The sequence below is a fragment of the Rubripirellula reticaptiva genome, assembly GCF_007860175.1.
Classification (GTDB): Bacteria; Planctomycetota; Planctomycetia; order Pirellulales; family Pirellulaceae; genus Rubripirellula; species Rubripirellula reticaptiva.
Genome location: NZ_SJPX01000003.1, coordinates 887483 through 911769, shown reverse-complemented (window position 1 = coordinate 911769; position 24287 = coordinate 887483). Strand labels below are relative to the sequence as shown.

The following is a 24287-nucleotide window of genomic DNA, read 5'->3' as shown; positions in this document are numbered from 1 at the left end:
CCCACTGTCTCAATCTTGAATCAACGAAGCGACCAATAGTTTGAAAGCGGCTTCGATAAACTGCGATTCTCACTGCAGTTGCCGCCCCCATTTGATTGCTCTATTGACGGGGGACAGCTTGTGATGCTGCTGCGAAGCTGACCACCAACAGTAGGCCAAGCAACAGGAACATCAGTAATCCAAATCCCAAGCCGGCCATCAGTTTCCATTTGGATGACTGAAACCGTTTGGGCAAGCTGAGTGGTAGTGCTTCTGGATTCATGAGGAAGGGGTGTTGTTTTGACATCTTGTTCCACTGCAACAGCCGGGTCAGATACCACGGACCAATGATGACCATCCCAAAACCGCTACACAAAAAACAGAGTAAGATCCCTAACCAAAACTGCCTCGCATCCTTGATGATGGCCTCTGCCTTTTTCAATTCGCTCGCGTTTAAATTGCCTTCGGTTGGCAACGCCATCGAAGGCCCGCTGCTCGGAGCATAAGGATTCGCCTGGTCAAAAGGGTCTTGGTTCGACATCATAGCTTCTCTGAAAACTGTCTACGTGAATCCACGTCGCGCGACCCGTCGACATGAAATACCTAAGGACCGAGCGGGAAATAAGTGTCCGATCTAAAAGTATTGGACGAGGCATTGAGTCCCTCATACTGGCCCCGTCGCCCCGTCCACCACAACAGTAATTCTCGGCTCGGTCCTAAGCGTAAAGGCTCGCAACCTACGACTTATCGGTGACTTTCTTTTTGCCGGCCGCCAAGTTTTTGCCCACCTGTTTCAATGTCTTTACGTCTTCGGGATGAATCGAACCGTCGGGCATCGGGCCGGTGTTCAATAGCAAGTTCGCCTTCATCTGTTTCGCGTTGTCCAGCATCGCCATCACTTGCTCGGGCGTCTTGTGCTTGCCGTCATCGGATTTCGTGTAACCCCAACCGTGTGGCTGTAACGTATCGCATAGTTCCAGTGGCACATTGGACTCGCCCTTCCAGTTCCGCTCGGGTGCCTTAAAGTCCTCGGTCCCCAACAGCCCTTGTTTGTATGATGCCAGTACTTGAGGTTGCAGCGAGTGGATGTGGTCGTACAGTTCTTGAGTATGGAACTGGCCCATCTTGCCACGACGTGACAGCGGCACGCCGATGCCGTCCAACCAAATGCCGCCAATAGGACCGTAGTTGGTCAACAATTCGGTGACCTGATTTTTCATGAACTCAACGTAAATCTGCAGATCGTGTTCGGGGCCTTCTGTATAGAACGTCTCCGGAGGATCGTATTTTGGTCGAGCCGAGCCACCCCAACCCCAATTGTTGGGCGCGTGCGGATGCCGCCAATCGCGGCCATGGGAATAGTACAAGTAGAAACCCAGCCCCTTGGCACTGCATTGCTCGGCAAGTTCGCCAACCAAGTCTCGCTTTGCAGGCGTGTTCGTACTCTTGAAGTCCGTGTACTTCGAATCGAACAGACAAAAGCTATCGTGATGACGCGTTGTGATGTTGATGTACTTCATCCCAGATTCGAGCGTCATGTCTGTGATGAAGTCGGCATCGAATTTTTCCGCTGTAAAACGGCTAGCCAATTTTTCGTATTCTGCGACGCGAATCTTTTCCTTGATTTGCACCCACTCGCCACGGCCTAGCAACGAGTAAAGCCCATAGTGAATGAATAGTCCGAACTTGGCGTCTTGAAACCACTTGATCGCTGCTTTGCGAGGATCCTGCTGGTAGAGATCCGCGACGTCCGTCAAGTACGAGGGCACCGTCAACCCTGGATCACCGGCAGACGACTGCACTGCCGATTCTTGCCCCCACAGGTCCACCGAACTGACGGCCAATGCGGCAGCACCAGTGCCTCGGGCAGCTTTGTCTAAGAATTCGCGACGTTTCATTTCTGCCTCGATGCAATGAGTAAGAGTGACAAGTTGTGTTTCTAGCTATTGATTGCTAACCGGTTTGAAAATGGTTGTCTGGCCTTTGGACAGATCCATTCTACGGGTTTGGTCGCCGTAACGAACCGTCAACGGTTTACCACCGAGTGAACGAATTTTTGCTTCGGTCAACTGGCCGTTCTTCCACGCAATGTCGACTTCAAAACCGCCACGTGCCCGCAGTCCGTTCACGGTCCCGCTTTCCCATGCCTGCGGTAGCGCCGGCAGCAGGTGAATTTCGTCAAGCTGGCTCTGCAGGAGCATTTCCGAGATGCCGGCCGTCGCGCCAAAGTTGGCGTCGATTTGAAACTTTTCTCCGCCGTTAAACAAATTTGCGCCCAGTCGCGGCATCACATGCTGAGTCAGCGCTGTCAGTGCCCGCTCACCATCGCCCAGTCTCGCCCACAACGCGACTCGCCAAGCACCGGACCAACCGCCCGAGTACCCTCGATGGATCATGGAGGTCCGCGCCGCATCAAACAGCTCAGGCGTGTCGCGTGGATTGATCTGGCTGCTCGGAAACAGTCCATACATGTGCGAAACGTGACTGTGTTGATCCTCGGGGTTGTCCCAATCGACCGACCATTCCTGAAGCTGGCCATGTTGCCCAATCTGCATCGGTGCGAGACGTGCCCGTGTCTGAATCAACTGCGAACGGAACTCTGAATCGATATCCAGAGTTTCAGATGCGGCGATGCAATTGGCGAACAGATCACGGAGGATTTGCAGATCGATCGTAGGACCCGCGCAAAGCGAGATCCCAGAACGACCAACGCTTTGGCCATCTTTCGTGCCGCCGCCGTGACTGTGTTCGGGTGACAGCGATGGTGACGTGATCAGGCAACCTTCCGAGTTCTCGACCAGAGCATCCATGAAGAACTCAGCGGCGCCTTTGAGAATCGGGTAAGACTTTTGCAAGTGTTCGGTATCGCCAGTAAATCGGTAGTGTTCCCAAAGATGTTGGCACAACCACGCACCACCCATCGGCCACATTCCCCACTGAGCACCGTCCACCGGAGCCGTGCCACGCCAAAGGTCGGTATTGTGATGCACTATCCAACCACCGGCGCGATAGTGCGTTTGAGCCGTTGCCCGCCCCGGTGTTTGCAACTCGGCAACCATGCGAAGTAGCGGTTCGTGACATTCGCTCAGGTTGCCAACTTCCGCGACCCAGTAGTTCATTTCGGTATTGATGTTGATCGTGTACTTGCTCGCCCAAGGCGGATCGAGTTCGTTGTTCCAGATTCCCTGCAGATTCAAAGGTTGAGTCCCCGGACGCGAACCGGCGATCATCAGATAGCGACCGTACTGAAATACCAATTCAGTCAAATGACGCACGGCATCATTGTCGTCGGTCGAGCGACGAACCAGCTCATCGGTCGGCAGCAAATTGGCTTCGTCCACATCAAGGTCGATTGAAACTCGCCCGAACAACGATGAATAGTCGTCAACATGTCGCTGATGCAGTTGGTCGAACGTTTTCCCTTCGACGCCTGAAAGATAGCCGTCAACCTTTTCCTGCGGATCGCAACTGGTGTCTTGGAAATTGACGTAACTCGTCGCGGCTGAGTAACAGATCGTGACTGTGTCCGCATCGCGAACCGTTATTTTTCCGCCGCGCGATACAACCGTTCCGCCGTCGGCCTTCACTTTCACTAGGGCAGCGAATTTCAAACCAGGACCGTCCCACGGCGCGATCAAACTTCTGGACCCGCTCAGTTTGCTTTCACCCCGCGGCGCGACTTGGCCTGTCAACAAAAGCGTGTCGTTGGATGGTGTTTCCGACTGAAACACATGGGAACTGTCCATGAACAAATCAAACGCGATTCTCCCTGGCTGGTCGCAATCCAGATGCATCACAATCGCTTCGTCTGGATGCGATGCAAACACGGTTCGAGTGAAACGTGCTGCACCGACTTGATAGCTTACAGTGCTGATGGCGTTGTCAAGATTCAATTCACGCCGATAGTCACTCGGTGATTGATCATTTGAATCACCGTGATCAAAATCCAGAAACAGATCCCCCAACGGCTGATAGGCTGCTTGGTATTTCGGACGCCCCAACATCTGCTGTGCGATCGCTTCGGCTTCGGCATACTCGTCTCGCTGAAGCAGATCACGAACGGTCGCGAGATGCTGGTAAGCATCCGGATTGTCGTAACATTGGGGGCCGCCGGACCAGAGCGTGTCTTCATTGAGCTGCAACCGTTCCTGGTCGATACCGCCAAAAACCATGGCCCCAAGACGCCCGTTGCCGATCGGCAACGCTTCGGTCCACTCAGTTGCCGGCTGCCGGAACCAGATTTCATTTGTGTAGCTCGAATCACTCTTGGTATCTGCTTGAAGCGGCAAGGTGAGAAGACAAGAAACCAGGAAGAACAAGTTGGATCGAAACATTGAGTGACTCCGCTCCATCGAGCGTTTGATAAATTGATTCGTGTGCTATTGAACGAGCGGCCAGACCATAGACTCACCACTTTCAAGCGAAACCACTTCGCTCAGTTCACCGCCAGCATAAATACGAAATTCACCGTTTCGTGACGCCCGAATGGTAGCCCGAACCAGCGCCGCGTTTTCCCACTGGATGTCGACTTCAAAACCGCCCCCGCTTTCAGCCCATTGATCTTCCCACTAGGCCAGACCGACGGTAACGCGGGCAGCAGGTGCAGGATATACGGTGCGTCGGCAAGTGATTCGTCCGGAACAACCGGAACAAAATGCGTCGGCTCCTTCGGATCTATTTGATACGCGACAAACGCCGCTCCTTCGATTGTCTTCGCATCTACATTCACGCTGCGCAGATGGCTCTGCAACAACATTTCGCACACGCCTGCCGCGCCACCAAAGTTACCGTCGATTTGGAACGGCGGATGAAAATCAAACAGGTTGGGGTAAGCTCGTTGGGAAGTCAGGAATCGATAGATATTGTGCGCCCTGTCGCCATCGTGCAGACGCGACCAGAAACAAGTCTTCCAACCGGTGCTCCAGCCGGTCGACTCGTCGCCCCGATGCTTCATCGTAACCAGAGCCGCCTGATACAACTCTTTTGTTGTCAGTGGCGAAATATCCCGACCGGGATGCAGCGCGATCAAATGAGAGATATGGCGGTGCGTATCCTTTGGGTTGTCCCAGTCCTCTGGCCACTCCTGCAATTGACCGTACTGACCAATCTTTTGAGGGCAAAGCTTCGGAATCATGCCTTGCAGCGTTCTGCGGAACGACTCGTCACATCCAAGAACTGTGGACGCTTCGATGCAGTCGGTGAATAGATTCAGTACGAGTTGCTGATCCCATGACGCGCCGTAAGCCTGCTTGTTCAATTTGCCGTGCTGTTTGGTCAGGTAAGTGTTTTCGGGCGACCAGGTGGGATAGACAACCAGGGTGCCGTCCTTCCAAGGTGCGAGATACTCGACAAAAAACTCCGCGGCGCCTTTCAGGATCGGATAAATTTCTTCGAGGTAGGCACGATCTTTATTGAAGGCATAGTGATCGAACAAGTTCTGGCAAAGCCAGTGCCCGGCCTGCTGATTGCGCCGGCCGTGAACATTCTGTGCGGTGAAGCCAAAGACATTGCCGTTCAGCCCCATGCTCCAGCCTTTATCGACGCCAAAGGTTTCTCGGGCAGTGTGCGCGCCTGATTCCGCGACGATCTTCGTCCACTTAGCAAACGGACCAAACGACTCCGACAGATTCGCGGGATCAACCATCCAGAAATTCATCTGCACATTGATGTCGGTGTGGTAGTCGCAATTCCACGCCGGCTTGAGGTCTGCATTCCAAATTCCCTGCAGATTCGAAGGAACCGGTGCGCCGCGTGAGCAACTCAACTGCAAGTAACGACTGTAGTTGAAGTACAGATTTTCAAGTTCCAAACTGCCATCGCTGGAAACGAGTTTATCGGTGGTCAATCTGGACGGTTCAAAATCCAGCTTCAAACGACAGCGATTCATGTGCGAAGAAACATCGGCGACATGCGACTGCTTAAGAGCACCAAACCCAATCTCGGCCGCCGCCGAGATTGCCTTTTCGCAATCCACTTGGTAGTCACGTCCTTTGAATGACGGATAGACCGGCAGATAGTCGCAATAGCCCGCCAAGTAGATCTTCACATCGCTAGCGCCGGAGATCTTGATCGAGCCATCAGCTTGCGGCGAAATTTCGGCGTCCCCGGCATCGACCTGAACGATTTGCATGAACTCGACATCGTCCTGAACCATCTTCGCTTTACCGCTAAGAGTGATCCGGTTGCCCGCAGCCTTCACATGTGCCACCTGATGCTTAGTGGTGGTCTGGATCGTCAAGTTCAACGTTGCATCGTCGGCCGTAAAGCGGGCCACCACCACATCGTGAGGATAGCTGCAGAAGAACTCTCTGGTGAATGTCCCGTTGCCTACCGAATAGCTGACGGTTCCCAGGCCAGTACGTGAATCGAGCGAGCGATGGTAGTCGCGGATCGATGCCCGATCGTGTCCGGTGGAGATCAACAGATCGGAAAACGGTGCATAGTTCCCCAGCGGCTCGGTGCTGCTGAGATACTTCGTCGACACGCTTTCCATGCTGCCTGGCTTGGTACCGAATTTTCCTTCTCGGTAGGTTTTCCGAACCGTCTCAAAGTCCGCCGGTGCAACGACACGAGTGCCGGACTGCGCAACCGCATCCTGTCCACGCTTGGCGTTCATCCACAACGTGATGTCATTGATTAGCAGATGCTCGGTATCGATACCGCCGGAAAACATGGCCCCCAACCGACCGTTGCCCAGCGGCAGCGCCGTCTGGATGAAGCCGAGCCCCTTGGGTTTTCCTTTCGACGACTTTTCAAAATTGTCGTTGGCCGGCGCGTCGTACCGCAGCACGTAGCGTTCATCGGCCACGGCCAACGTTACAAACGCCAGCAAGATACCAAGCGTAGCTACAAATTTCCCAATGCTCATGACTGATGACTCTCTTGTTGCTTCGATTGAGGCGCGTTCCCACGAGTCACTTTGATGCAGTTCTCTTTCATTGATTGACGTCCGTGCTTTCACTCGTTGGCAAAGACAGGGTGACGCAATCGAGGCCAAAGAATGTGCCCTTGCTGTTGGAATTCTTGCCGACCACCTCAACTCGCAACACATAAGCACTTTCGACCGGCTCGAACTCGCCCAGTTCGATCGCGCCGGTCGGGACAGGCTTGGCGGCATAGAGATCGACTTCCACGCCAGCAGTTTTTCCGTTCACCGAAAAACGCAGAACACCAAAGTCATTCGATTTCGTGGCATACAAAGCCAACCTTTCCGCACCATCACTGGCAGCCGGGATACGAATTTCAATGGCGTCACCGACGTGAGCGCCTTTGAATAACTGATGTGTGCCAAGATTCCACTTGCCCTTGAACTTCATCCTTTTCAAGTCCTGCATCTTCAGCGCGGTCCCGGCCGTCTTCGACAGAACTTGTTCGGGAACAATCTCGACGGAGTCTTTGAACGAATGAGCAGAGGAGACCGCGGGAGCGATGTTGAGATCCGGCACTGGCGGAACGTTGCGCACCTCGACCGGTTCTGGTTTGCGGTTGGAATCGGTGTCCGCAAATCCATACCAAGACATGCCGACGCCATATCCCATCTCGCAGTCCGTCCAGGACCACACCTCCATATCCAACTGCAGCGAACTGCCGAAGGGCATCGTATCCAACGCACGACTACGGCTCTCGACGCTGTAACCATGCGTGTTGCGAACCAACGCCTCCGCCGCAGGCTTGCGGTTCAATTTGTTGTATTCGTGAGCACGCGGTTGGGCATGAAATGGGTGCTCATAGAAGTCAGTGCTGACACCGCCCCATGAATAGGCGTAGTAATCCTCGGTTCCCGTTCCAAATATTGATGGAAAGTCATCTCCATCGACCCAGATCTTCTCATCACCCTCGCCCCACCATCTTTCGACCGGGTTCATGATTGTCAGTGTATCGGCGACGTACACACCACGACCTTTCAGGGTGACGTAATTCCAATCCGAATACGGACGAGTCGGCACCGGGTACTGGCCGTGCCATCCAGCGTGGAAATACATCGAGCGATCATCCCAGTTCCAGTTGCCGGTCTGGACGACCAATTCGGCGTCCACCGGCGCGGCACTGAGGTTTAGCAGCGAGACCTTGCCGCTGTTCTGATAAGGCATTACCCAGCGACACGTCATGGCCCCGTCTTCGGCAACGGTGCTAGACCAACCTTGCACCGGATTCAAACCGATACCCGAACCGAAGAAATCTCCAATCGGACACCAAACCGTTTCCTTGCCGTCGAACTCGATCTTCAGCACCACCTGGCGAGTGACATTTGGATCCTGATAGCTGCCCAGTTTTACCGACACTTCCCGCACCGCGGCCGTACCTGCAGGAAGATCCAGCGACTGCTCACCTCCAGCATCGATCGTAGCGGAAGTCACTAAGACTTTCGGCCCAGCAGATTCAGGAATCTCTTGCCCCGTTCCGCTACCCGGATTCAAGAGCAGCTTGCCCGTCTTTTCAGTCAACTCTTTCGCCGACTCAAATTCCTCCATCGTGAAGGTCTTGATCGGAGTACTTTCGTCGTATTCGCGATAAGTGATCTGAAAAAAGAATGGCATTTGATCCGTGGTCACCTTGCAGCCCTTTGCATAGGGAATTGGAAAAAAATTCACCGCCGAGCGAAGGGACGGATGCGCGAAGGGATACGGAAACAATCCGCTGCCATCAAACATGCTCAGCATGTTTCCTTCCAGCACGGGCTCGTCATCACCATCGAGATAGATCCGCATCTTGACATCAGTGCTTGCGTCCGAGTGACCACGCCAAGGCACCCAAGTGCGCACAATTGCGCCCGGCCCCTCGTGATCCATCAAGACCCATTCCTTTCGTCCGTTGTTTTCTTCGATACGAACAAAGCACTTGTCCTTGTCCCGCGTGTTGTTGTCCTTGTTGTTGAACCAGCCCGCGGGTTCATCGGGCGTCTTTGATGCCCGGTTGTAGCTGCTATGCTGCTTCAGGCGAAAATCCTTTTCCGGATAACGTGCCACTGCATCCCGATCGACCATTTCGTTCAGCAGCGAATCGACCGAAACAGGCTCTTGCGATTGCCCCGCAAGAACAGACAATGCCATCACGGCAGAAAAAAAACAGGCTGTTTTAAAGATCATATTCATCGTCTCGCTGTTCAAAAAATTTCAAATGTGGGTGCGTCTACTAACGCATCCATTTCAAGGGCGACAAAAACGGAGCCCTCTCAGTTACGCATTGTCTGCACCGCTATCCCGCCGGAAATTTGTGGCATCCAACGCTGGAGTTAACAGCGACTGAAAACGAACAAGCCACTTCTTCAAAGTCACTCTTTTTCAGCACTGCCTAGGATCCATCCCACGTGAAGCTCTCGCCTGCGGCAAGATCTTGCTTACGAACTTCGTTGCCGTAGCGAACTTGCAACGGGGTTCCGCCTAGCGAGCGTATCGTAGCGTTGGTTAACCGGCCGTCCTTCCATGCGATGTCCACTTCGAAACCGCCACGAGCACGCAGGCCTTTGACGGATCCACTTTTCCAAACCGCTGGCAACGCGGGCAACAGGTGCACTTCGCCGTCATGACTTTGCAAAAGCATTTCTGCGATTGCCGCCGTCCCGCCGAAATTGCCGTCAATCTGGAACGGTGGATGCGTGTCAAAAAGGTTGGTGAGCGTCATCTTCTTGTGAAGATTGCCAAGCAGCACGTGAGCGCGGTCGCCATCGTGGAAACGAGCCCAAAAATTCACCTTCCATGCCATGCTCCATCCCTTGCCGAAATCTCCGCGTGCTTCCAATGATTTCCTGGCCGCTTCATAGAGATCGGGCGTCGCGTTTTTGGTGATCTGATTGCCAGGATGGAAACCATACAGGTGCGAGGTGTGGCGATGATTTGGGTCCTTTTCTTTGTAGTCTTCGACCCACTCCTGCAAGCGACCGGTCCTGGCACTGATCTGCAATGGCTGCAGTTGGGCGAGCGCCGATTCAAGTTCGCCGCGGAACTCTTTGTCGAAATCTCCTGACGGATCGATCGCCTGATTCGCTTCTAAGAGACTGGTGAAAAGATCGTGAACAATCTGCAAGTCCATCGTCGACGCGTAAGTAAACACCGACTCCGTTCCATCAGCTTTAATGAATGCGTTCTCCGGTGAGTGCGATGGATTGGTGACCAATCGACCGGCCGCCGGTGTTCCTTCGGGTGCTTCGACCAAATAGTCCAACAGAAACTCCGCCGCACCCTTCATCATCGGATACGCCCGCTGAGTCAGGAATTCCTTGTCGCCACCAAAGCGATAGTGCTCCATCAGATCGCGGCTTGCCCAGGCTGCTCCCATCGGCCAAATGCCGTGCACGCCATCCGCCGGAGCCGTCATACCGAAGATGTCCGAAAGGTGATGCAGCGTCCAGCCGCTGGCGCCATAGTGCACCTTGGCTGTCTTCTCTCCAAACGGAACGAGGCTTTCCACGTAATCGAAAAACGGTTGATGACACTCGGCCAAGTTGGTCGTCTGTGCCGGCCAATAGTTCATTTGGAAGTTGATGTTGAAGTGGTAATCGCTGTTCCAAGCCGCGTTGTACTGCTGCGCCCACTTGCCCTGCAGGTTAGCGGGCAGATAGCCAGGACGGGAACTGCTGATCAACAGGTAGCGTCCAAACTGAAAATACAGCGTTTCGAACTGCGGATCATGATTGCCTTTCTTGATGTCTCGCAATCGCTCGTCGGTCGGCTTGTTAACCGCATCGGTTGATCCCAAGTTCAACCGCACACGATTGAACAATGTTTGATAATCAGCTACATGCGCGGCACGCAGATCCTTGTAGGACTTGTTGCTCAGCGATTGCACGTAGTTTTCGCAGCGTGCCGTTGCATCTCCTGTAATGTCCGTGGCACTGTTGTAGCTCGTCGCAGCAACCACCAGAAGCGTCACAACGTCGGCGTCCGAAACCTTCAGTTCTCCGTCGGTGGACGTAACACTGCCGCCACTGACCACAGGACGAAGCTGCGCCTCATAGTCAACGCCAAGCTTCCCTTGCAACACGAGCCTGTAATCCGATGCCGATTTCGTCGTCGCACTTTCACGTGCAAATCGGGCTGTGACGTTGATCTTTCCGGGTTGGCTTGCCGTAAGGTGAATCACAATTGCCTGGTCCGGCGCGCTGACAAACACTTCTCGCGTGTAGGTAACCCCTTCGACCGTGTACTGAGTCCGGTTGATCGCCGTCGTTAGATCCAAATCGCGTCGGTAACCCGAGACCTTGTCCGTGTCGGGAAAATCGAGGTGAACATCGCCAAGCGTCTGGTACGACTTGATCTTCATTGGACGTCCCATCATCGTTCGGCCGGCCAACCGAGTCGCCTCGTCGTTCTTGCCTTCGAACAGCAACCGACGGACTTCCGGCAATGCCTTCAGAGCATCGGGATTGTCGTGATCCGTCGGCACTCCGTCCCAAACGGTTTCCTCGTTAAGCTGGATTCGTTCGTTATTGACTCCGCCGAAAACCATTGCGGCCAGTCGCCCGTTTCCAACCGGCAACGCCTCGGTTTCCCACTTGGTCGCTGGCTTGCGATACCACAGCGTCAGCGGCTCGTCGGGCGCAGCAGCCTCGTCGGTATACGTTTGGTTTGCTTGGGGGTTACTGCTCTCGTCGACGTCATGGCGTGCTGCCCAAGACGTTGCTGGCGAAATCAAACCAGCGATCGCGACTGTCAAAAGAACTCGATGCACTTGACCTGCCTTCTTTGTGATACTCAAGTTTGCGTTCGTACTTGTACCGAATCTAGATAACGGCTTTGCCGATCCGACTGCGTCAGGATCGTTACTCGCTCATTCACTCACTATGACGTCATCAAGACTGACTCCCAGCATCCGCTGGGCGATCGTGTCGAGTTGGTCTTTGGAACCTTGAATGTGCAAGGTGGTTTGCATATGCCGCATCGTTTCACCAGGCTTCAGCGCTGCGGCCGGCGACGATGTTTCAAGTTCATAGAACGGCCCCAACGGTGGTTCGCCCGGTGCAGGTGAACCGTCGTTGTAAGCGTTCAACACGTCACCATCGTACGGTTTTTCTTGATGTTCCCACATCGAATTGACATAGCCACTGGGCGCACTCTGGACATTGTAAGTCACAATATTTAGGACTCCACCGACCGCATCATAGCTGCCTGCGATACCCTTGGATCTCGACGCCGAAACGCCGATCTTGCCCCGATGAGTACCGTCGCCTTTGAAAAACAACACATCGTCGTGGACCGTCAAATAGGCTGGCGGCACCTTTCCAAAGTAGGAGTCGTTGACCGCAAGCCCCAGTTCCGATTCGTCACCAGCTTTAAACGGGATCACTACCGTTGTTTTGGGCGACGGATTGTACATTCCCAAAATCCAAATCGATGGCATCCCGGTTTGGGGTGCCCAGGCTGCATCGCCTCGATTGGTCAGGCGATTGTCAGTTTGGTAAGCGACACACTTGACGCCGCTTGGCAGCGCGGTTCCACCGAGCGAAGCCGCGATCGCGGCCTCGTCAAGCAAACTTACCGTTCGCTGGATCCCCATCGCAAACTCGGTGCCACTGAAGTTGATCATCTCGCAATTGCGTTGAAACTTTGCCGACGTTGCTGATTGCTCGACCAATTCAAACGGCTCGGTATCGATCGCCGCCGGCGTGGTCCAGTCTTCAAACTCGAACTTTGTGTTGGGTTGAAAGAACAAAGCGAATTGACCGCCTTCGGGGCCCAACCAAAAGCGTTCCTCGCCACCGAAGATGTAAATGTGCTCCTCCAGTTGCCCCTTTCGATCTTCATCCGACAACAACCCTGCTTCGATGACCTTGCGGTTGATCCAACCGAAACTCGGCCCGCCTTGCAGATCGACGGTGCTGGTCATCACTCGGCCCTGATAGTCAGGAGCGACTGCGACCGCCGCGCCGTTACTTTCGAGCAAAACGATCGGTGTATGTTTTTTCAAAAAATCCAGATCGGCCCGGAACGTGTTCGCAGCAACGGGGCTCTCCTGAGCATTGGTCATGTTAATTCCGCAATCGATCGTGAGGAACAGGAAAAGTGGTAGGGTGAATCTGGGGAACAGAATCAACATTGATCGCATGACGTGGTTCTCGATGCGGAGAAATGGGTCGGGATAGATTTAAGTGCAGATAAGCAAAAACAGGGCAGTTGGCTCATCGATCAGGCGAGTCCGACAATGACTCTTCAACTTTAACGTCAAAACGCTCGACGAACGGCAGGAATCCTTTTTGCTTGCCGATATGCACACCCCACTCGATATGCTTTCCTTTGCCGCTCTGTGTGAAAGCTTCCGGGCGATAGGCGCCGGCTGCTGTCGGAACCGCGATGATGTTGTGAGTCTTCGAGAAATGGAAACCGTCGTCCGAGTAAAGGATCGAACGCGTAATCGGTTTCGGGCCAGTGGTGCCAATCATCGCGGCCACTCCTGAGTCCTGTGGCCAAACCATCACTTCATGGTTGCCTGGAATGACGGGGTTGTTTTCATACTTCACGTATGGCCCTTCGGGCTTGTCCGCGATGGCGACGCCCATCTGAGTTTGAGCGGGACTTTTTCCCAACTGGCGGCCCTTATAATAGAACCAGTATCTTCCATCACGAACCAACAGGCAGGCATCGTCGATCAAGTGGCTGTCAAAGTCGTCTGCGTTGTCGCTATTCCGTAAAGCCGGATTGGTCGCAAGACGTTCCCAAGGTCCATCAGGTGAATCCGATACCGCGATTCCGATTTTTGAATCTGGATTGAATCCTTTGCCAAACGTTCTCGACGTCCCGGTATAGAACAACCAGTAACGATCCTCGGCAACCAGAATGTTCGGCGTGAACACGCTCGCGCCTTCCCACGTTCCGGCTTCGCCTTTGGCGAGTGCCATTCCTTTTTCGGTCCACTTGTGGCCATCTGACGATGTCGCGCACCAAATGGTTGCATCGTAACCCGGCGAGATCTTGCCTTTCGAGTACCAGACGTAATAGATACCGTCGACCTTGACGATGTCGCTTGGGTCACGCCGCATCACGCCTTCTTCGGCACCAATGCCCGACAGATCGCTATACGAAATTGTTACCGTACCGATGGGCCTATCTTCCGCAACCGCGGCCAGGGAAGTCACTGCAAACAGAGCAGCGGCAAATGATAGTTCGATGGATGTACGTTTCATGAAGTTTAGTTTCTTAGTTAAGGAATCCATTTGACTTTGCGAGCTAAAGTGCTTGCTTTGGATCACACCAAACGTGCGCCGGACGATAACGCGGCCTGAGCGATTTCGTTGTTGCGGTAGGCCTCGATCAATTGTTCCAGCAAATCAATCTGGAAACTGAAATGCGTTCCCAGTTCGGTGTCGGCGTTTCGCCGCGGCGTGTCCCAAATCCGAATGTCGGTCAAGCTAGGAATGATGTCGACGCCGTCGCGAACAGCAGCTTCGACCGATTCGAACTGGTGATGTAGAGCCAGGAATGTACGCTCAGCTTCCATCACCATCGTGTAACCTCGGTCACCGTAGGCTTCTGAAAAAGCTCCATCGATCGTGACCGCTTTGCCACTCTTCTTCAGCGGGCTTTCGCCTTCGTCGACTTTGACTGGCACGTGCCCATTGACGATGATCCCCATTTTCGTATCGACGTCGAATTCGGCGAGCACCTTGTCACAGAACCATTCTTCGTGAATCAAGGCAAAGTAGGGGTTCTTCGTCTCATGATGTGACGCCTTGTCGGCAATGAAGTCACGTTCGAATGTCGCAATGCGGTCCTTACCAAACAGCGGCGAACAAGGACCGCTCCACAGATACCAAAGAATGTCCAAGTCGGCTTCTTCGGGACGATCCATGACTCGGACGAGCAGCTTTTCAAGGGCTACCAGCATGTCGCGTCCCTTGACTGATTCGCCACCGATCTGCATGGACAGAAATTCGCCGTCTTCGTCGACCGGCAAACAGGCGTGAAAAATCAAGTGATTGTCACGAATCAAATACATCGCCCCATGGCTGACAAGCCACCGCATCTGCTCGCCTAGCTTTTGGCTGCTGACAAAGGAGTGCCGGAGGCCTTTTAGACAAAGTTCTTCTTCGGCGGAAAGCTGGTACGGATTTTTCGGATCGATGGTAGGGAAATATGTGTCACGCAGCGGATATTGTGTGCCGCCCAAATCGATCGATCCGTTGTCATAGTCGATCAAGTGCAACAGACGCCGGTGATCCAGTTCCCATTCGGGGCGACGCTGCAACATTTGGCCTTCGAGCTTAAACTGCATCACGGCCGCGGCCTTTTGCATCCGTGCGACCATCTCCATCGAACGCAGTCCGGTGCTCTTTGGCATGAAGTGCACGGCGGGGTCGTCACCGTAAACGTTTTGCGCGAGATGCTCGAGTGAAGTCAGCGGAATGCTATAGCCTTCGTCGATCTGCGTGATCCGGCGGTAACGCAGCGACACTCGCAACACGTTGCAGATCAGTGCCGGATGCCCAAGATGGGCTCCAAGCCACGCGACATCGTGGTTGCCCCAGACAAACGAAACATTTGGCTGTTGACGCAGATAATCCACGACGCGATCACCACGTGGACCGCGATCCCAACAGTCGCCGCCGATAATCAATTCGTAGATGGCAAGGTTACGGACCAACCGCCCGGTAACGTGGATCAGGTTCCAAACACGGTCGCGGTTGGCAAGTTCATTGACGATCGCCGAAATGAATTCCTGACGACGCGACGTGGTCGGTTCATGCAACATTTCGGAGAACAACTCGCGATACTCCACCGGAAAAATTCCGATAGCTCGCTTTAGGCTGTACCCGGCTGCGAGTACGCGAACAAGTTCGAAGAGATTTCGAAGCGTCGTCGTCGCATACGATCGTAATTCCTCGTCGGTGAACGGCTTCTGCCGCAGGACTTTGATGACCTCCGGAGGATAAAAAATCAGTGTAAGAAAATCGCGAAACTCGTCGGCGTCCATGTGGTCGCCGAACATTTTCTCGACCAGAGGCCGTAATGATCCCGAAGCGTTGTTGATCACGTGGCGCAGTTTCTGATCCTCGCCGTGAATATCGCTGATCACATGGATGGCGCCCTTGGGCAGAGTCCGGATGGCCGCGAGCCTAGCGATTTCGGCCATCGCAGAATCGACATTCGGAAACCGCTCGGCGAGCGGTCGGAGAACGGTTAGTGACTTGTCAGAAGGATTGGGCATAACTCAGCGTTTTTGGTCGTGATTCGGGAAGATGTTTGTTAGATCAACGATCGTCGCCAATTCGTTGACGTTTTGATTTCGAAGACGCAAGGCGTTCGGACTCATTCGATTTTTTCTAGCAGAGACTCCAGCCCCACTTGCCAAACGTCGCCTTGGCCCGGATCAGTACCCGATAGCGTTATCCGGCGAGAAAGCTGAGACTTTAGTTTTCTGAATTGGCTCTCACGCTGCGAAGAATCCTGAGTTAGCTTAGCCAACAACCATTGGCACCGAGCCAGATGATAATTTGCCTCGTGGGACAACGTCTTATGCTCGTCAGTCGCATTGTCCGAGTAGCTGAGTTGATGCAACACGTTGGATACTTTGACCCATCCCCAAATCGGCGACGATTCGCCATTGGCCGGCAGCTTCGGCGGGCCGTTGATGGCTTCCAATATTCCGCCAACGTTGTCTTGTTCGAAAGCGATTTCTTGCAGCAGTTTTGCGGCACGCACTTGCAGCGTGACTGCGTTCGGTGAAGTCTTCAAGACCTCGCGAATCATTTCCAGTGATGCCATGGGGTTACCCGATCGCTGAAACAAATCCGCTCGCAGCAACGTTACCGTCAATCGAGACGACTCGGGAAAGTCCGGTTGATTCATTGCGTTTTCAAATGCACGTTCGGCGTTCTGCAGACAAGCATTCGACAGCTTGTCCGAATCCGCTTTCGTACCGACGGTCGCCCAAGATTGCCCGACCCAAACTTGCATCGAATCGGATCGTTCGGCGTCGTGCTTCGCCACCGCGTCGAATAGTTTCCTGAGCAGCCCCACCTGGGCTTCCGAGACAGTGCCGGTCTGTTCCACGTTTTTGATCAGCCCTTTGGCAATCGCCGTGTATCGTGATCCAATTTCGGGATGCGACTTAGCATCAAGTTTGACGAGCGACTGGTAGGCTTCGTTCCATTTTCCGCTAGAAACTTTGATTCGGTACAAAGTATCGAACACCGCGTCAGCAGTCCTTTTGTCGATTTGAACTTTGCCTCTTCTCTTTTTCGATTCTGTCGTGATCGTTCGGGTGACTGCCATCGGCCCCGCCTCGAGCCAGCGTAATGCTTCGCCTTCCTTGCCAAGACGTTCTGCCGCTTTCGAGAGCAGAAGTTTTGCCGAAACCAGATTCGTCGTTGGCGACGCCCCCTTTTTCTGCTGCATCAAAGTGACCGCAACGCGAAGATGCTTTTCCGCCAACTTCAACAGCGACACCATCTCTTTGGGGGCCGGATCTGTAGCGCTTGCTTGATCAATAAAATAGGACCAATACGCATTCCCGGCTGCCAACTGCGCCGACTCAAACTGGTCCGATCCATTTTTGATTTTTAAAAATGTCTCGGCTGCCAACCGCGGCTTCCCGAACGCGAAATACGACTGGGCCAGATGCATCCAAATGGCATCGAGCTGATCGTTATCGGGCCAGCGCTGTTGAACGATCTCAGCAACCATTCTCTGTTGATCCAGCTCACCAAGTTTGTCGGCAATTCCCCAGTGGCACGCGTTGGCTTCCTGGCAAGCGGCGATCGCGATCATCGCAGCCTCACGTGTCGCTGCGTCTCTGGGTGATCCCCATCGAGCCGCCATTTCACCATAGATGCTTGCTTCGATCACTTGCCCTGCAGTGTAAGAAAGATACGCAAGCAGGTAAGTCAGTTCATTGACTTTGGTTTGGTCCTTTTCCGCCTGTGCGATCTGGAAAGCATGACGGCAAAGAAAGAGCGTTTCGCCAAGCGTTTTTCGGTAGTCATCACTCAGGTCAGCTTTCTCTTTCTCGTCGAACGCACCTAACACTTCATAGCTTTCAAACATGTCCCGATAGGCAGCTTCCAAAGCTAGACGGGGACGATCCACCGGAACCTCCTCGATACGCGGGCGCGGTAAGCCGGCTTTCGGTAGCTGAACGTTGCGTTTCGCTACGGGACCACCGTAGGGCGAACGCCGTTGCCGCGTTGCGATCTCGTCTTTCGACACACGTTTCTTTGTATCAGTCGCCGACCCCACCAGACTCGCGATGTTTGACGATTCAATTCCGCGGCTCGATTCTGTTTGGGGATCAGGAACTTCGACAAGCAGCTTTGCCAACAAGCGTCGGTCTAGCTTCTGGTCGGCCAATGGCGGTGTTGATTTCGTAGTCGCTGCAGGTTGCCTCGATTTGTTGTTTTGATCATCTAGATCATTTGCTCGTCGACTGAGAACAAATGCGCCGACAGAGAACAGAAAAAAGCCAATCACCGCAGCCATGCCTGCGACCGGCAACCAATTCGTTCGGCGTCCAGACGTCTTTGCCTCGCGAAAGAGATCCTCCTCATCAACGTTCGACTTTGCCGACACAGGATCGCTATCGCCCATAAGCTTCGGATCGTTCGCGGTCCTAGGTGCCGCCCCACATTCGAATTGATCGGAACGCTCCACCGCCTTCATCGGAGCACGCATCACAGCGTCGAGAACTTCGATCTTTGCACCACAATCGCAAGTGATCAGATCGCCAACGTCGCCGGGTTCGACCACGAAGGACACACCGCACGCATCACAGTGAAACGGCAATTCCGCCATGCTGGCGGCACACAGCGCGATCAACTTGGTCCCACAATCACAGCGGACCGAACTTGGCAGATCCTCGGATTCAATTTCAACAACCCTGTGGCATGCGGGACACTGTCCACGATGATTCATGCTTGGACAACTCGGGCTGGCGGGGACGCGAGCATTTGTATCATTTCTTGTTGGCCGTTACCGGAAGTGTGAGTCCCCAAACAGGTCCGCGGATATTGTTTCGTGGGCGTGGATACTGTTTCGCCATCTGGACTCCCTGAGGCGAAACACCTACGTCCTTGTAAGTTCCACGGTGGGCATTGGCTAGCTTCTTGAACTCCACCGCGTCCGATGGCTTCACTTCCATTCCTCGCGTGTGAACGATCACTCGCGGGTTCGGTCGCGACGCATAGAACTGGGCCGCTTTGTCCGTGAACGCGCCGTCGCCAAGCACATAGATCACGTCAGGCTCAAGCCGGAATGCAGCCCCGATCGCTTCCTTCCCATTCGTTTTCAAACACAGCGGCACCGTCTGCAACCACTGAAACAGATACTGCTTGTTGCGGTCGGTCGCAGGAACCAACTTCAGCACCGCATCCGGATGCATCATCGGATAGGCCGTGTCGCTGTAGAAGATCACATAGAACCGCTGTTTGGGTGTCAGTTGGTTGATCGTCAACATCAATTCATAGAGCGCCGTTTCAAATCGGCCCTTGGTCATGCTGTTGGAATTGTCGATCACGAAAACGTAATTCGTTGCCGCCATTTGGCTGCCGAAAACCGTCGGCGTGACCGGCTTCTGCGTTGGGCTGGTGACGGGCTTGGCCGGTGGTTTGATCGCTTCGCCGACAATCACGCCCGCCAAGTCCGGAACCACGTCTATCAGCTCCATTGGCACCTCGCTCGGCTCGGGCTGGGGATCCGGTTGGGCGACGTCTATTGGTTCGGCAATCTCGAGCGGTGTTACATCCACGATGACTTCGTCGATGACGTCATCCGTCGATGAAACTGACGCAACGAATCCCAGCATCTCAGGCTGTTCTTCAATGAACACAAAACTCGCCAGCAACAAAATCACAGCGACGTGCACCAGAACACTGATCCCGGCGCCACCAAGTTGTCGGCCCAACTGGGCACGCCGCGCGTCCATCCAGAACCGCAAACGCAGCAAACCGCGCCGCCAACCTTCGATGCCTTCCAACTCGCTAGCGATCTCGTCGTGCGATTCGACGTTGCCCACGCTCAATTCGTTCAGATACTCAAGATCAATGGCGGCAGTCTTGTCCTGGAAATCGCCGGTCGACAACGGCGTCCTCATTACGTCGCGGAAACCGTTCGCCTTGGCCCATTCCAACTGAGCGGCCGGAATCTCAAACGGGCTCTCGCCGTCACTGACGATGGTCAAACCGCGGTCTTGTGGCCTATAAAAACCGCCCGCCGTAGCGGCTGGCAAATCTTCACTCACGATGCGCAAGAACTCGTTGCCGTTCGAAACAACAACCAATTCATCGTCGAAACTAGCCGGCGATGACGTGACTGTCATGACGAGCTCCCCATCCGCCGGAAATCCTCCGCACCGCTATCGATTGAGAATGCGGTGGCGGTTGGGGGCCTTAGTTTGGCACTACGTGCATCTCGTTCGGGGCGGACGATCACCTCGATCACATCAGCATTAACCACGGCTGTGATTGGCTTGAATCTTTCGATCATCCGAGCTCCAAAGTTTGCGTTTTCCGTCAGGATAATTAACGCTGAATCAGTCGTTGAGTACCCACCATTGTTCGTCATCGCGATGCGGATCTTGAAACGTTCAACGTGAGCCATCTGCCGTGCCCACCACCGGCATCATGCGGTTGCTCCCTTGGCACTGCTATGACCCGAATCCTGTTTGCCAGCGAACAAGTAGACCGCGAAACCGAAGATCGCGATGACAACGAAACAGATCAGTGGCAAAAAGAACGAAACGCGAACGGACTCTAAAGCTTGCCCTGCAATCGTCATCCCTTCGCCGTCGATCAAAGCGCCTTGGTATCGAGGCATGAAGGCACCGCCAACAATCGCAAAGATTAAGCCGGCCGAACCCAACTTAGCATCATTCGGCGTCAACCCGCTCAGCGCGATGCCATAGATCGTCGGAAACATCAACGACATGCACGCTGAAACAGCAATCAGGCAATACAAACCCGGCAACCCTTGAACGAAAATCGCTCCGATTGTCAGCAAGCAGCCACCCACCGCCAAAATCCCCAACAACAATCCAGGCGAGAGGAATTTCAGGATGAAGGTGCAGATAAACCGACTGGCCAAGAAGATCACCATCGCAACAATATTGTAGTTCTGGGCCTGTGCCGCACTGAGTCCCACCAGCGTCATGCCGTAGTGAATGATGAACGTCCAGCACATGATTTGTGCGCCCACGTAAAACGCTTGTGCTATGACACCGCCAACGTATTGCCAATTGGTCATCAAGTGCTTCATTAGCGTCATGATTGCGATCTCGTCTTCTTCGCCACCCGTGTCCGGCAGTTTCGAGACTGCAAAGACGACCAACATCGCAAGCACGACCATCGCGATGACGACGTACGGCGTCTTCACCACGCTCAAATCGTGAGCCACCATTTCTTGCCGCGCTTCGGGTTGATCTTCGGCGTGCTGCACCATCGTTTGCGTGATCAATCCATCAACTTCACTGGGCAACATCGTGGCGTATTCGGGGTGAGCCTTTTGTTGGGCGTCACGAAACTCGGAGACTTGTAGTCCTGGCAAAATGAACGTGCTTGCGACAACCATCCCGGTCAACGATCCGATCGGGTTGAAAGCTTGTGCAAGGTTCAACCGCTGCGTCGCAGTCTCGCGAGGTCCCATCGACAAAATGTACGGGTTCGCGGTCGTTTCCAAGAACGCGAGACCAAAGGTCAGCACGTAAAACCCAACCAGAAAAATATTGAAGTCCATCAACAAACTGGCGGGTATCGTCAGCAGCGCGCCGATCGCGTAAAGCAACAGACCGATGATGATCCCCGACTTGTACGAGACCTTGCGGATCACCAGAGCCGCCGGGATCGCCATCGTTGCATAGCCGCCATAGAAAGCCCACTGAACCAGGCTACTTTGTGCGTTGCTGATTAAAAAGATCTCTTTGAACGCTCGCACCAACGGGTTGGTGATATCGTTGGCGAATCCCCACAACGCGAACAGCGTTGTCACAATCACGAAGGGATAAAGGAACTTGCGAGGCACCACAGGCAAGTCAGTACGTCTGTCGTCGGTAACACTACCGTCGGATTGAGCGTCGTGATCAGTCATTGAATCGGTTCCTGATGGCACACAGTCGTCGGCGCCGAAGGGCGGTATGACTGGCGCGATTGATTGCAGCGTGAAAAGTCCACGAGAAGCATTTGCGGCACCCTCTGTGCACGCTGAACAGCACATATTACTGAAAAAGGCAGCCGCCAAGATACAGTTTTGCGGCACCTGGGAGGCAATTTGCGACACTTGCACCCATATTCTGAAGAGGCAATCCGCAAACCTTGCCCAGCCAGACGTTCAGACGCCTGTGCCCAATCTCGCATCGGGCGAATCGCAGATTCTAACAACCTGGAAACGCAAAGCCGCCAAGCCGCGAGGACGCAAAGGAAAGCACCCGAGTGGATCAATAATCTTTCCGTTTCTGCGGATTTGCGTTCGAAAATGTGCTTCGCTTTTTAAGACAAAACCACTCTGCGAACTTTTAGTGACCAATGAACGAGAACGAAATCAACAAGATCATCGTTACGACTGCAATCGAAGTTCATCGAACTCTTGGCGGCCAAGGAGACTGCTTGAATCCGTCTACGAAGAAGCCCTTGCCTACGAACCGAAGCAATCTGGATGCGAAGTCAAACGTCAAACGCAAACACACATTCATTACAAAGACGTCACGCTTTCCACACCGCTTCGGATCAACTTTGTGGTCAATGACTTGGTTATCGTCGAGAGCAAGGCGGTCTCGCAATACAACGCGATCTCCGCAACCCGAGTGCCAACCTATCTGAGGCTGCGCAACCTGATGTTGGGTAGGCTGATCAACTTCGATGAGCACTTGGTCAAAATGGCATTCATCATGTCGTGAACAACTTGTGATGCGTCGCATGAGCGTGCCCTTTTGCCACGGGGCTATCCACGCCGCTTGCCACGGGGCTATCCACGCCGCCTATTCTACACACCGCCATGCAGATTAGATTAGACTGACCCCACAGCGCTTGATTGCGTGGGGAATTCGACGTCGGAATAAGGTCACGCCCTACGCAACCCAGCACTTTCATCATCAACGCGAATTCGAAGCAGTCCACTCATGACAACCGGAACCCTTCAGCCGATCGAAGCGGCGGAACCAACAGCCACGATCACTCAACCAGATCCAGGTCATGTCCCGAACAAGCCGCGACGTAGTTTCGAAACGGCGGCCAAGTTGAAGCCGAAAGAGCACGGCGCGTATGCGATTCTGGGAATTCCGATTGTCACATCGCTGTTGATTGCCGGTGCGACGGTGGTGGGCGTTTGCGTTGCAGCCGCATCGATCGCCGGCTTCATGGCGCACGAACCGCTCGTGGTTGCTCTTGGTCACCGCGGTTCACGTGCACAGCGAACCACGCCGGCGGCGAGAAAGCGAACGTTGTTACTAGTTGGCATGATGATTTTCTGTGGCAGCACGGCGATGGCGTTGGGCACCAACGACGTTCGCTTGTCGTTGGTCGCTTGTTTGTTGATGGCCGTGGTCAGCTTTATCATCGCGATCGCTGGATGTCATCGCACTGCGGTCGGTCAACTTTGGGGCGTCGTCGGCTTGTCGGTTCCCTGTGTCCCGATACTGCTTGCCGGTCCGACTTCGCCCGCCCTTGCGATACAGTTGTGGGCGATGTGGTTGATTGGATTCACGTCAACAACAATGGCCGTTCGCAGCGTCATCGCAGCGCAAAAACGGTCGCCACGTGTGACTCACTGGATCGCGATCTTGGCGCTGGTGGCGTTGGCGGGCAGCATCGTATTTGCTGGACACTCGATCGCAATCGTGACGGCACCGATGTTGGCGATGAGCTTGTTACTGTTAATCTTTCCGCCGCCGGCCAAGCAACTCAAACGAGTGGGTTGGACATTGGTGGTTGGCACGGCCGCGTCCGCAGCCTGGATGATAACGATCACGTAGTGGATCGAACGAGCCGTTTAAACCTTTGATTCTTTTTCCGATACGCCCTCTTACGAGAACCACGATGAACGACAATCAACCGACCAAAATGTTCGACCTATCCATTGCAAGCGGCGAGCCGGAAGGAAAACCGAAGTTGGTATTACAGAACGAATCATTCAAGCACATGCGACTTGCGATGCCGGCTGGCAAGACGATTCCCGAACACAAAGCGGCCAAAGAGATCACGGTGCTGTGTCTGAGTGGCCGAGTCGCGTTCACCGCGTCGGAGGAATCATTTGCAATGAATGCCGGCAATCTGATCAGCCTGAGCGCTGGCGAATTGCACTCGTTGACCGCGACAACGGACAGCGTCGTGATCATCACGATGGCAAAGTAAGCAGATTCGTCTGCCTTCGCGTACAGCGGTTTGAAGTTGGGGATCC

Annotated in this window: 16 protein-coding genes; 3 read left to right on the top strand and 13 right to left on the bottom strand. The window is 54.1% G+C overall.

What is annotated here, in order from left to right; translation table 11 throughout:
• Positions 1-100: 100 nt before the first annotated feature.
• The 13 genes from Poly59_RS16235 to fucP form a co-directional block, all read right to left on the bottom strand.
• The gene (locus Poly59_RS16235) at positions 101-520 is read right to left on the bottom strand and encodes a hypothetical protein (protein WP_246151698.1); all 420 of its coding nucleotides are present in this window, start codon (positions 518-520) and stop codon (positions 101-103) included.
• Positions 521-716: 196 nt separating this feature from the next.
• Complete coding sequence (locus tag Poly59_RS16230) at positions 717-1877, bottom strand: alpha-L-fucosidase (RefSeq protein ID WP_146535115.1); 1161 nt, start codon at positions 1875-1877, stop codon at positions 717-719.
• 45 nt (positions 1878-1922) lie between these two features.
• Positions 1923-4313, bottom strand: coding sequence for a glycoside hydrolase family 95 protein (locus Poly59_RS16225; protein WP_146535114.1), 2391 nt, complete (start codon positions 4311-4313; stop codon positions 1923-1925).
• 101 nt (positions 4314-4414) lie between these two features.
• Positions 4415-6847, bottom strand: coding sequence for a glycoside hydrolase family 95 protein (locus tag Poly59_RS16220; protein ID WP_246151697.1), 2433 nt, complete (start codon positions 6845-6847; stop codon positions 4415-4417).
• A 67-nt stretch (positions 6848-6914) separates the two neighbouring features.
• A complete protein-coding gene (locus Poly59_RS16215; protein ID WP_246151696.1) occupies positions 6915-9071 on the bottom strand; it encodes a glycoside hydrolase family 172 protein in 2157 nt (718 codons plus the stop codon).
• 199 nt (positions 9072-9270) lie between these two features.
• Entirely contained in the window at positions 9271-11673 is a 2403-nt protein-coding gene (locus Poly59_RS16210) for a glycoside hydrolase family 95 protein (protein ID WP_246151695.1), read from the bottom strand.
• A gap of 72 nt (positions 11674-11745) precedes the next feature.
• Positions 11746-12942, bottom strand: a complete 1197-nt coding sequence (locus tag Poly59_RS16205; protein ID WP_146535113.1) for a DUF6786 family protein — start codon at positions 12940-12942, stop codon at positions 11746-11748.
• 151 nt (positions 12943-13093) lie between these two features.
• Positions 13094-14095 carry a family 43 glycosylhydrolase gene (locus Poly59_RS16200; protein WP_146535112.1) on the bottom strand — a complete coding sequence of 334 codons (1002 nt, stop codon included), beginning with the start codon at positions 14093-14095 and terminating at the stop codon, positions 13094-13096.
• Positions 14096-14157: 62 nt separating this feature from the next.
• Positions 14158-16116: a fructose-bisphosphatase class III gene (locus Poly59_RS16195; RefSeq protein ID WP_146535111.1), complete on the bottom strand. Its 1959-nt coding sequence runs from the start codon at positions 16114-16116 to the stop codon at positions 14158-14160.
• A 101-nt stretch (positions 16117-16217) separates the two neighbouring features.
• Positions 16218-18818, bottom strand: a complete 2601-nt coding sequence (locus tag Poly59_RS16190) for a tetratricopeptide repeat protein (RefSeq protein WP_146535110.1) — start codon at positions 18816-18818, stop codon at positions 16218-16220.
• A 40-nt stretch (positions 18819-18858) separates the two neighbouring features.
• Entirely contained in the window at positions 18859-20220 is a 1362-nt protein-coding gene (locus Poly59_RS16185; protein WP_146535109.1) for a vWA domain-containing protein, read from the bottom strand.
• Positions 20217-20501 (bottom strand): hypothetical protein, encoded by a 285-nt coding sequence (locus Poly59_RS29595; RefSeq protein ID WP_186776305.1) that lies wholly within the window; start codon positions 20499-20501, stop codon positions 20217-20219. Before Poly59_RS29595 ends, Poly59_RS16185 begins: the two co-directional genes overlap by 4 nt.
• Before the next feature lie 21 nt (positions 20502-20522).
• A complete protein-coding gene (gene fucP, locus Poly59_RS16180) occupies positions 20523-21983 on the bottom strand; it encodes an L-fucose:H+ symporter permease (protein WP_146535108.1) in 1461 nt (486 codons plus the stop codon).
• A gap of 427 nt (positions 21984-22410) precedes the next feature.
• Between fucP and Poly59_RS30210 the strand changes: the two genes are divergently transcribed.
• The 3 genes from Poly59_RS30210 to Poly59_RS16165 all read left to right on the top strand — a co-directional run bounded on the left by Poly59_RS30210 (position 22411) and on the right by Poly59_RS16165 (position 24241).
• On the top strand, positions 22411-22788 hold the full coding sequence (locus tag Poly59_RS30210; protein WP_246151694.1) for a GxxExxY protein: 378 nt from the start codon (positions 22411-22413) through the stop codon (positions 22786-22788).
• A gap of 222 nt (positions 22789-23010) precedes the next feature.
• Positions 23011-23862 (top strand): YwiC-like family protein, encoded by an 852-nt coding sequence (locus Poly59_RS16170; RefSeq protein WP_146535107.1) that lies wholly within the window; start codon positions 23011-23013, stop codon positions 23860-23862.
• Between the two features lie 64 nt (positions 23863-23926).
• Positions 23927-24241, top strand: a complete 315-nt coding sequence (locus Poly59_RS16165; RefSeq protein ID WP_146535106.1) for a cupin domain-containing protein — start codon at positions 23927-23929, stop codon at positions 24239-24241.
• Positions 24242-24287 lie beyond the last annotated feature (46 nt).

What these genes read in the sequence shown, in the direction of transcription:
- Poly59_RS16225 (WP_146535114.1), bottom strand. Translation starts at nt 4,313, where the DNA reads ATGTTTCGATCCAACTTGTTCTTCCTGGTTTCTTGTCTTCTCACCTTG.
- fucP (WP_146535108.1), bottom strand. Translation starts at nt 21,983, where the DNA reads ATGACTGATCACGACGCTCAATCCGACGGTAGTGTTACCGACGACAGA.
- Poly59_RS16170 (WP_146535107.1), top strand. Translation starts at nt 23,011, where the DNA reads ATGACAACCGGAACCCTTCAGCCGATCGAAGCGGCGGAACCAACAGCC.
- Poly59_RS16230 (WP_146535115.1), bottom strand. Translation starts at nt 1,877, where the DNA reads ATGAAACGTCGCGAATTCTTAGACAAAGCTGCCCGAGGCACTGGTGCT.
- Poly59_RS16205 (WP_146535113.1), bottom strand. Translation starts at nt 12,942, where the DNA reads ATGACCAATGCTCAGGAGAGCCCCGTTGCTGCGAACACGTTCCGGGCC.
- Poly59_RS16235 (WP_246151698.1), bottom strand. Translation starts at nt 520, where the DNA reads ATGTCGAACCAAGACCCTTTTGACCAGGCGAATCCTTATGCTCCGAGC.
- Poly59_RS16190 (WP_146535110.1), bottom strand. Translation starts at nt 18,818, where the DNA reads ATGAATCATCGTGGACAGTGTCCCGCATGCCACAGGGTTGTTGAAATT.
- Poly59_RS16185 (WP_146535109.1), bottom strand. Translation starts at nt 20,220, where the DNA reads ATGACAGTCACGTCATCGCCGGCTAGTTTCGACGATGAATTGGTTGTT.
- Poly59_RS16200 (WP_146535112.1), bottom strand. Translation starts at nt 14,095, where the DNA reads ATGAAACGTACATCCATCGAACTATCATTTGCCGCTGCTCTGTTTGCA.
- Poly59_RS16165 (WP_146535106.1), top strand. Translation starts at nt 23,927, where the DNA reads ATGAACGACAATCAACCGACCAAAATGTTCGACCTATCCATTGCAAGC.
- Poly59_RS16195 (WP_146535111.1), bottom strand. Translation starts at nt 16,116, where the DNA reads ATGCCCAATCCTTCTGACAAGTCACTAACCGTTCTCCGACCGCTCGCC.
- Poly59_RS29595 (WP_186776305.1), bottom strand. Translation starts at nt 20,501, where the DNA reads ATGGCTCACGTTGAACGTTTCAAGATCCGCATCGCGATGACGAACAAT.
- Poly59_RS16215 (WP_246151696.1), bottom strand. Translation starts at nt 9,071, where the DNA reads ATGAATATGATCTTTAAAACAGCCTGTTTTTTTTCTGCCGTGATGGCA.
- Poly59_RS16220 (WP_246151697.1), bottom strand. Translation starts at nt 6,847, where the DNA reads ATGAGCATTGGGAAATTTGTAGCTACGCTTGGTATCTTGCTGGCGTTT.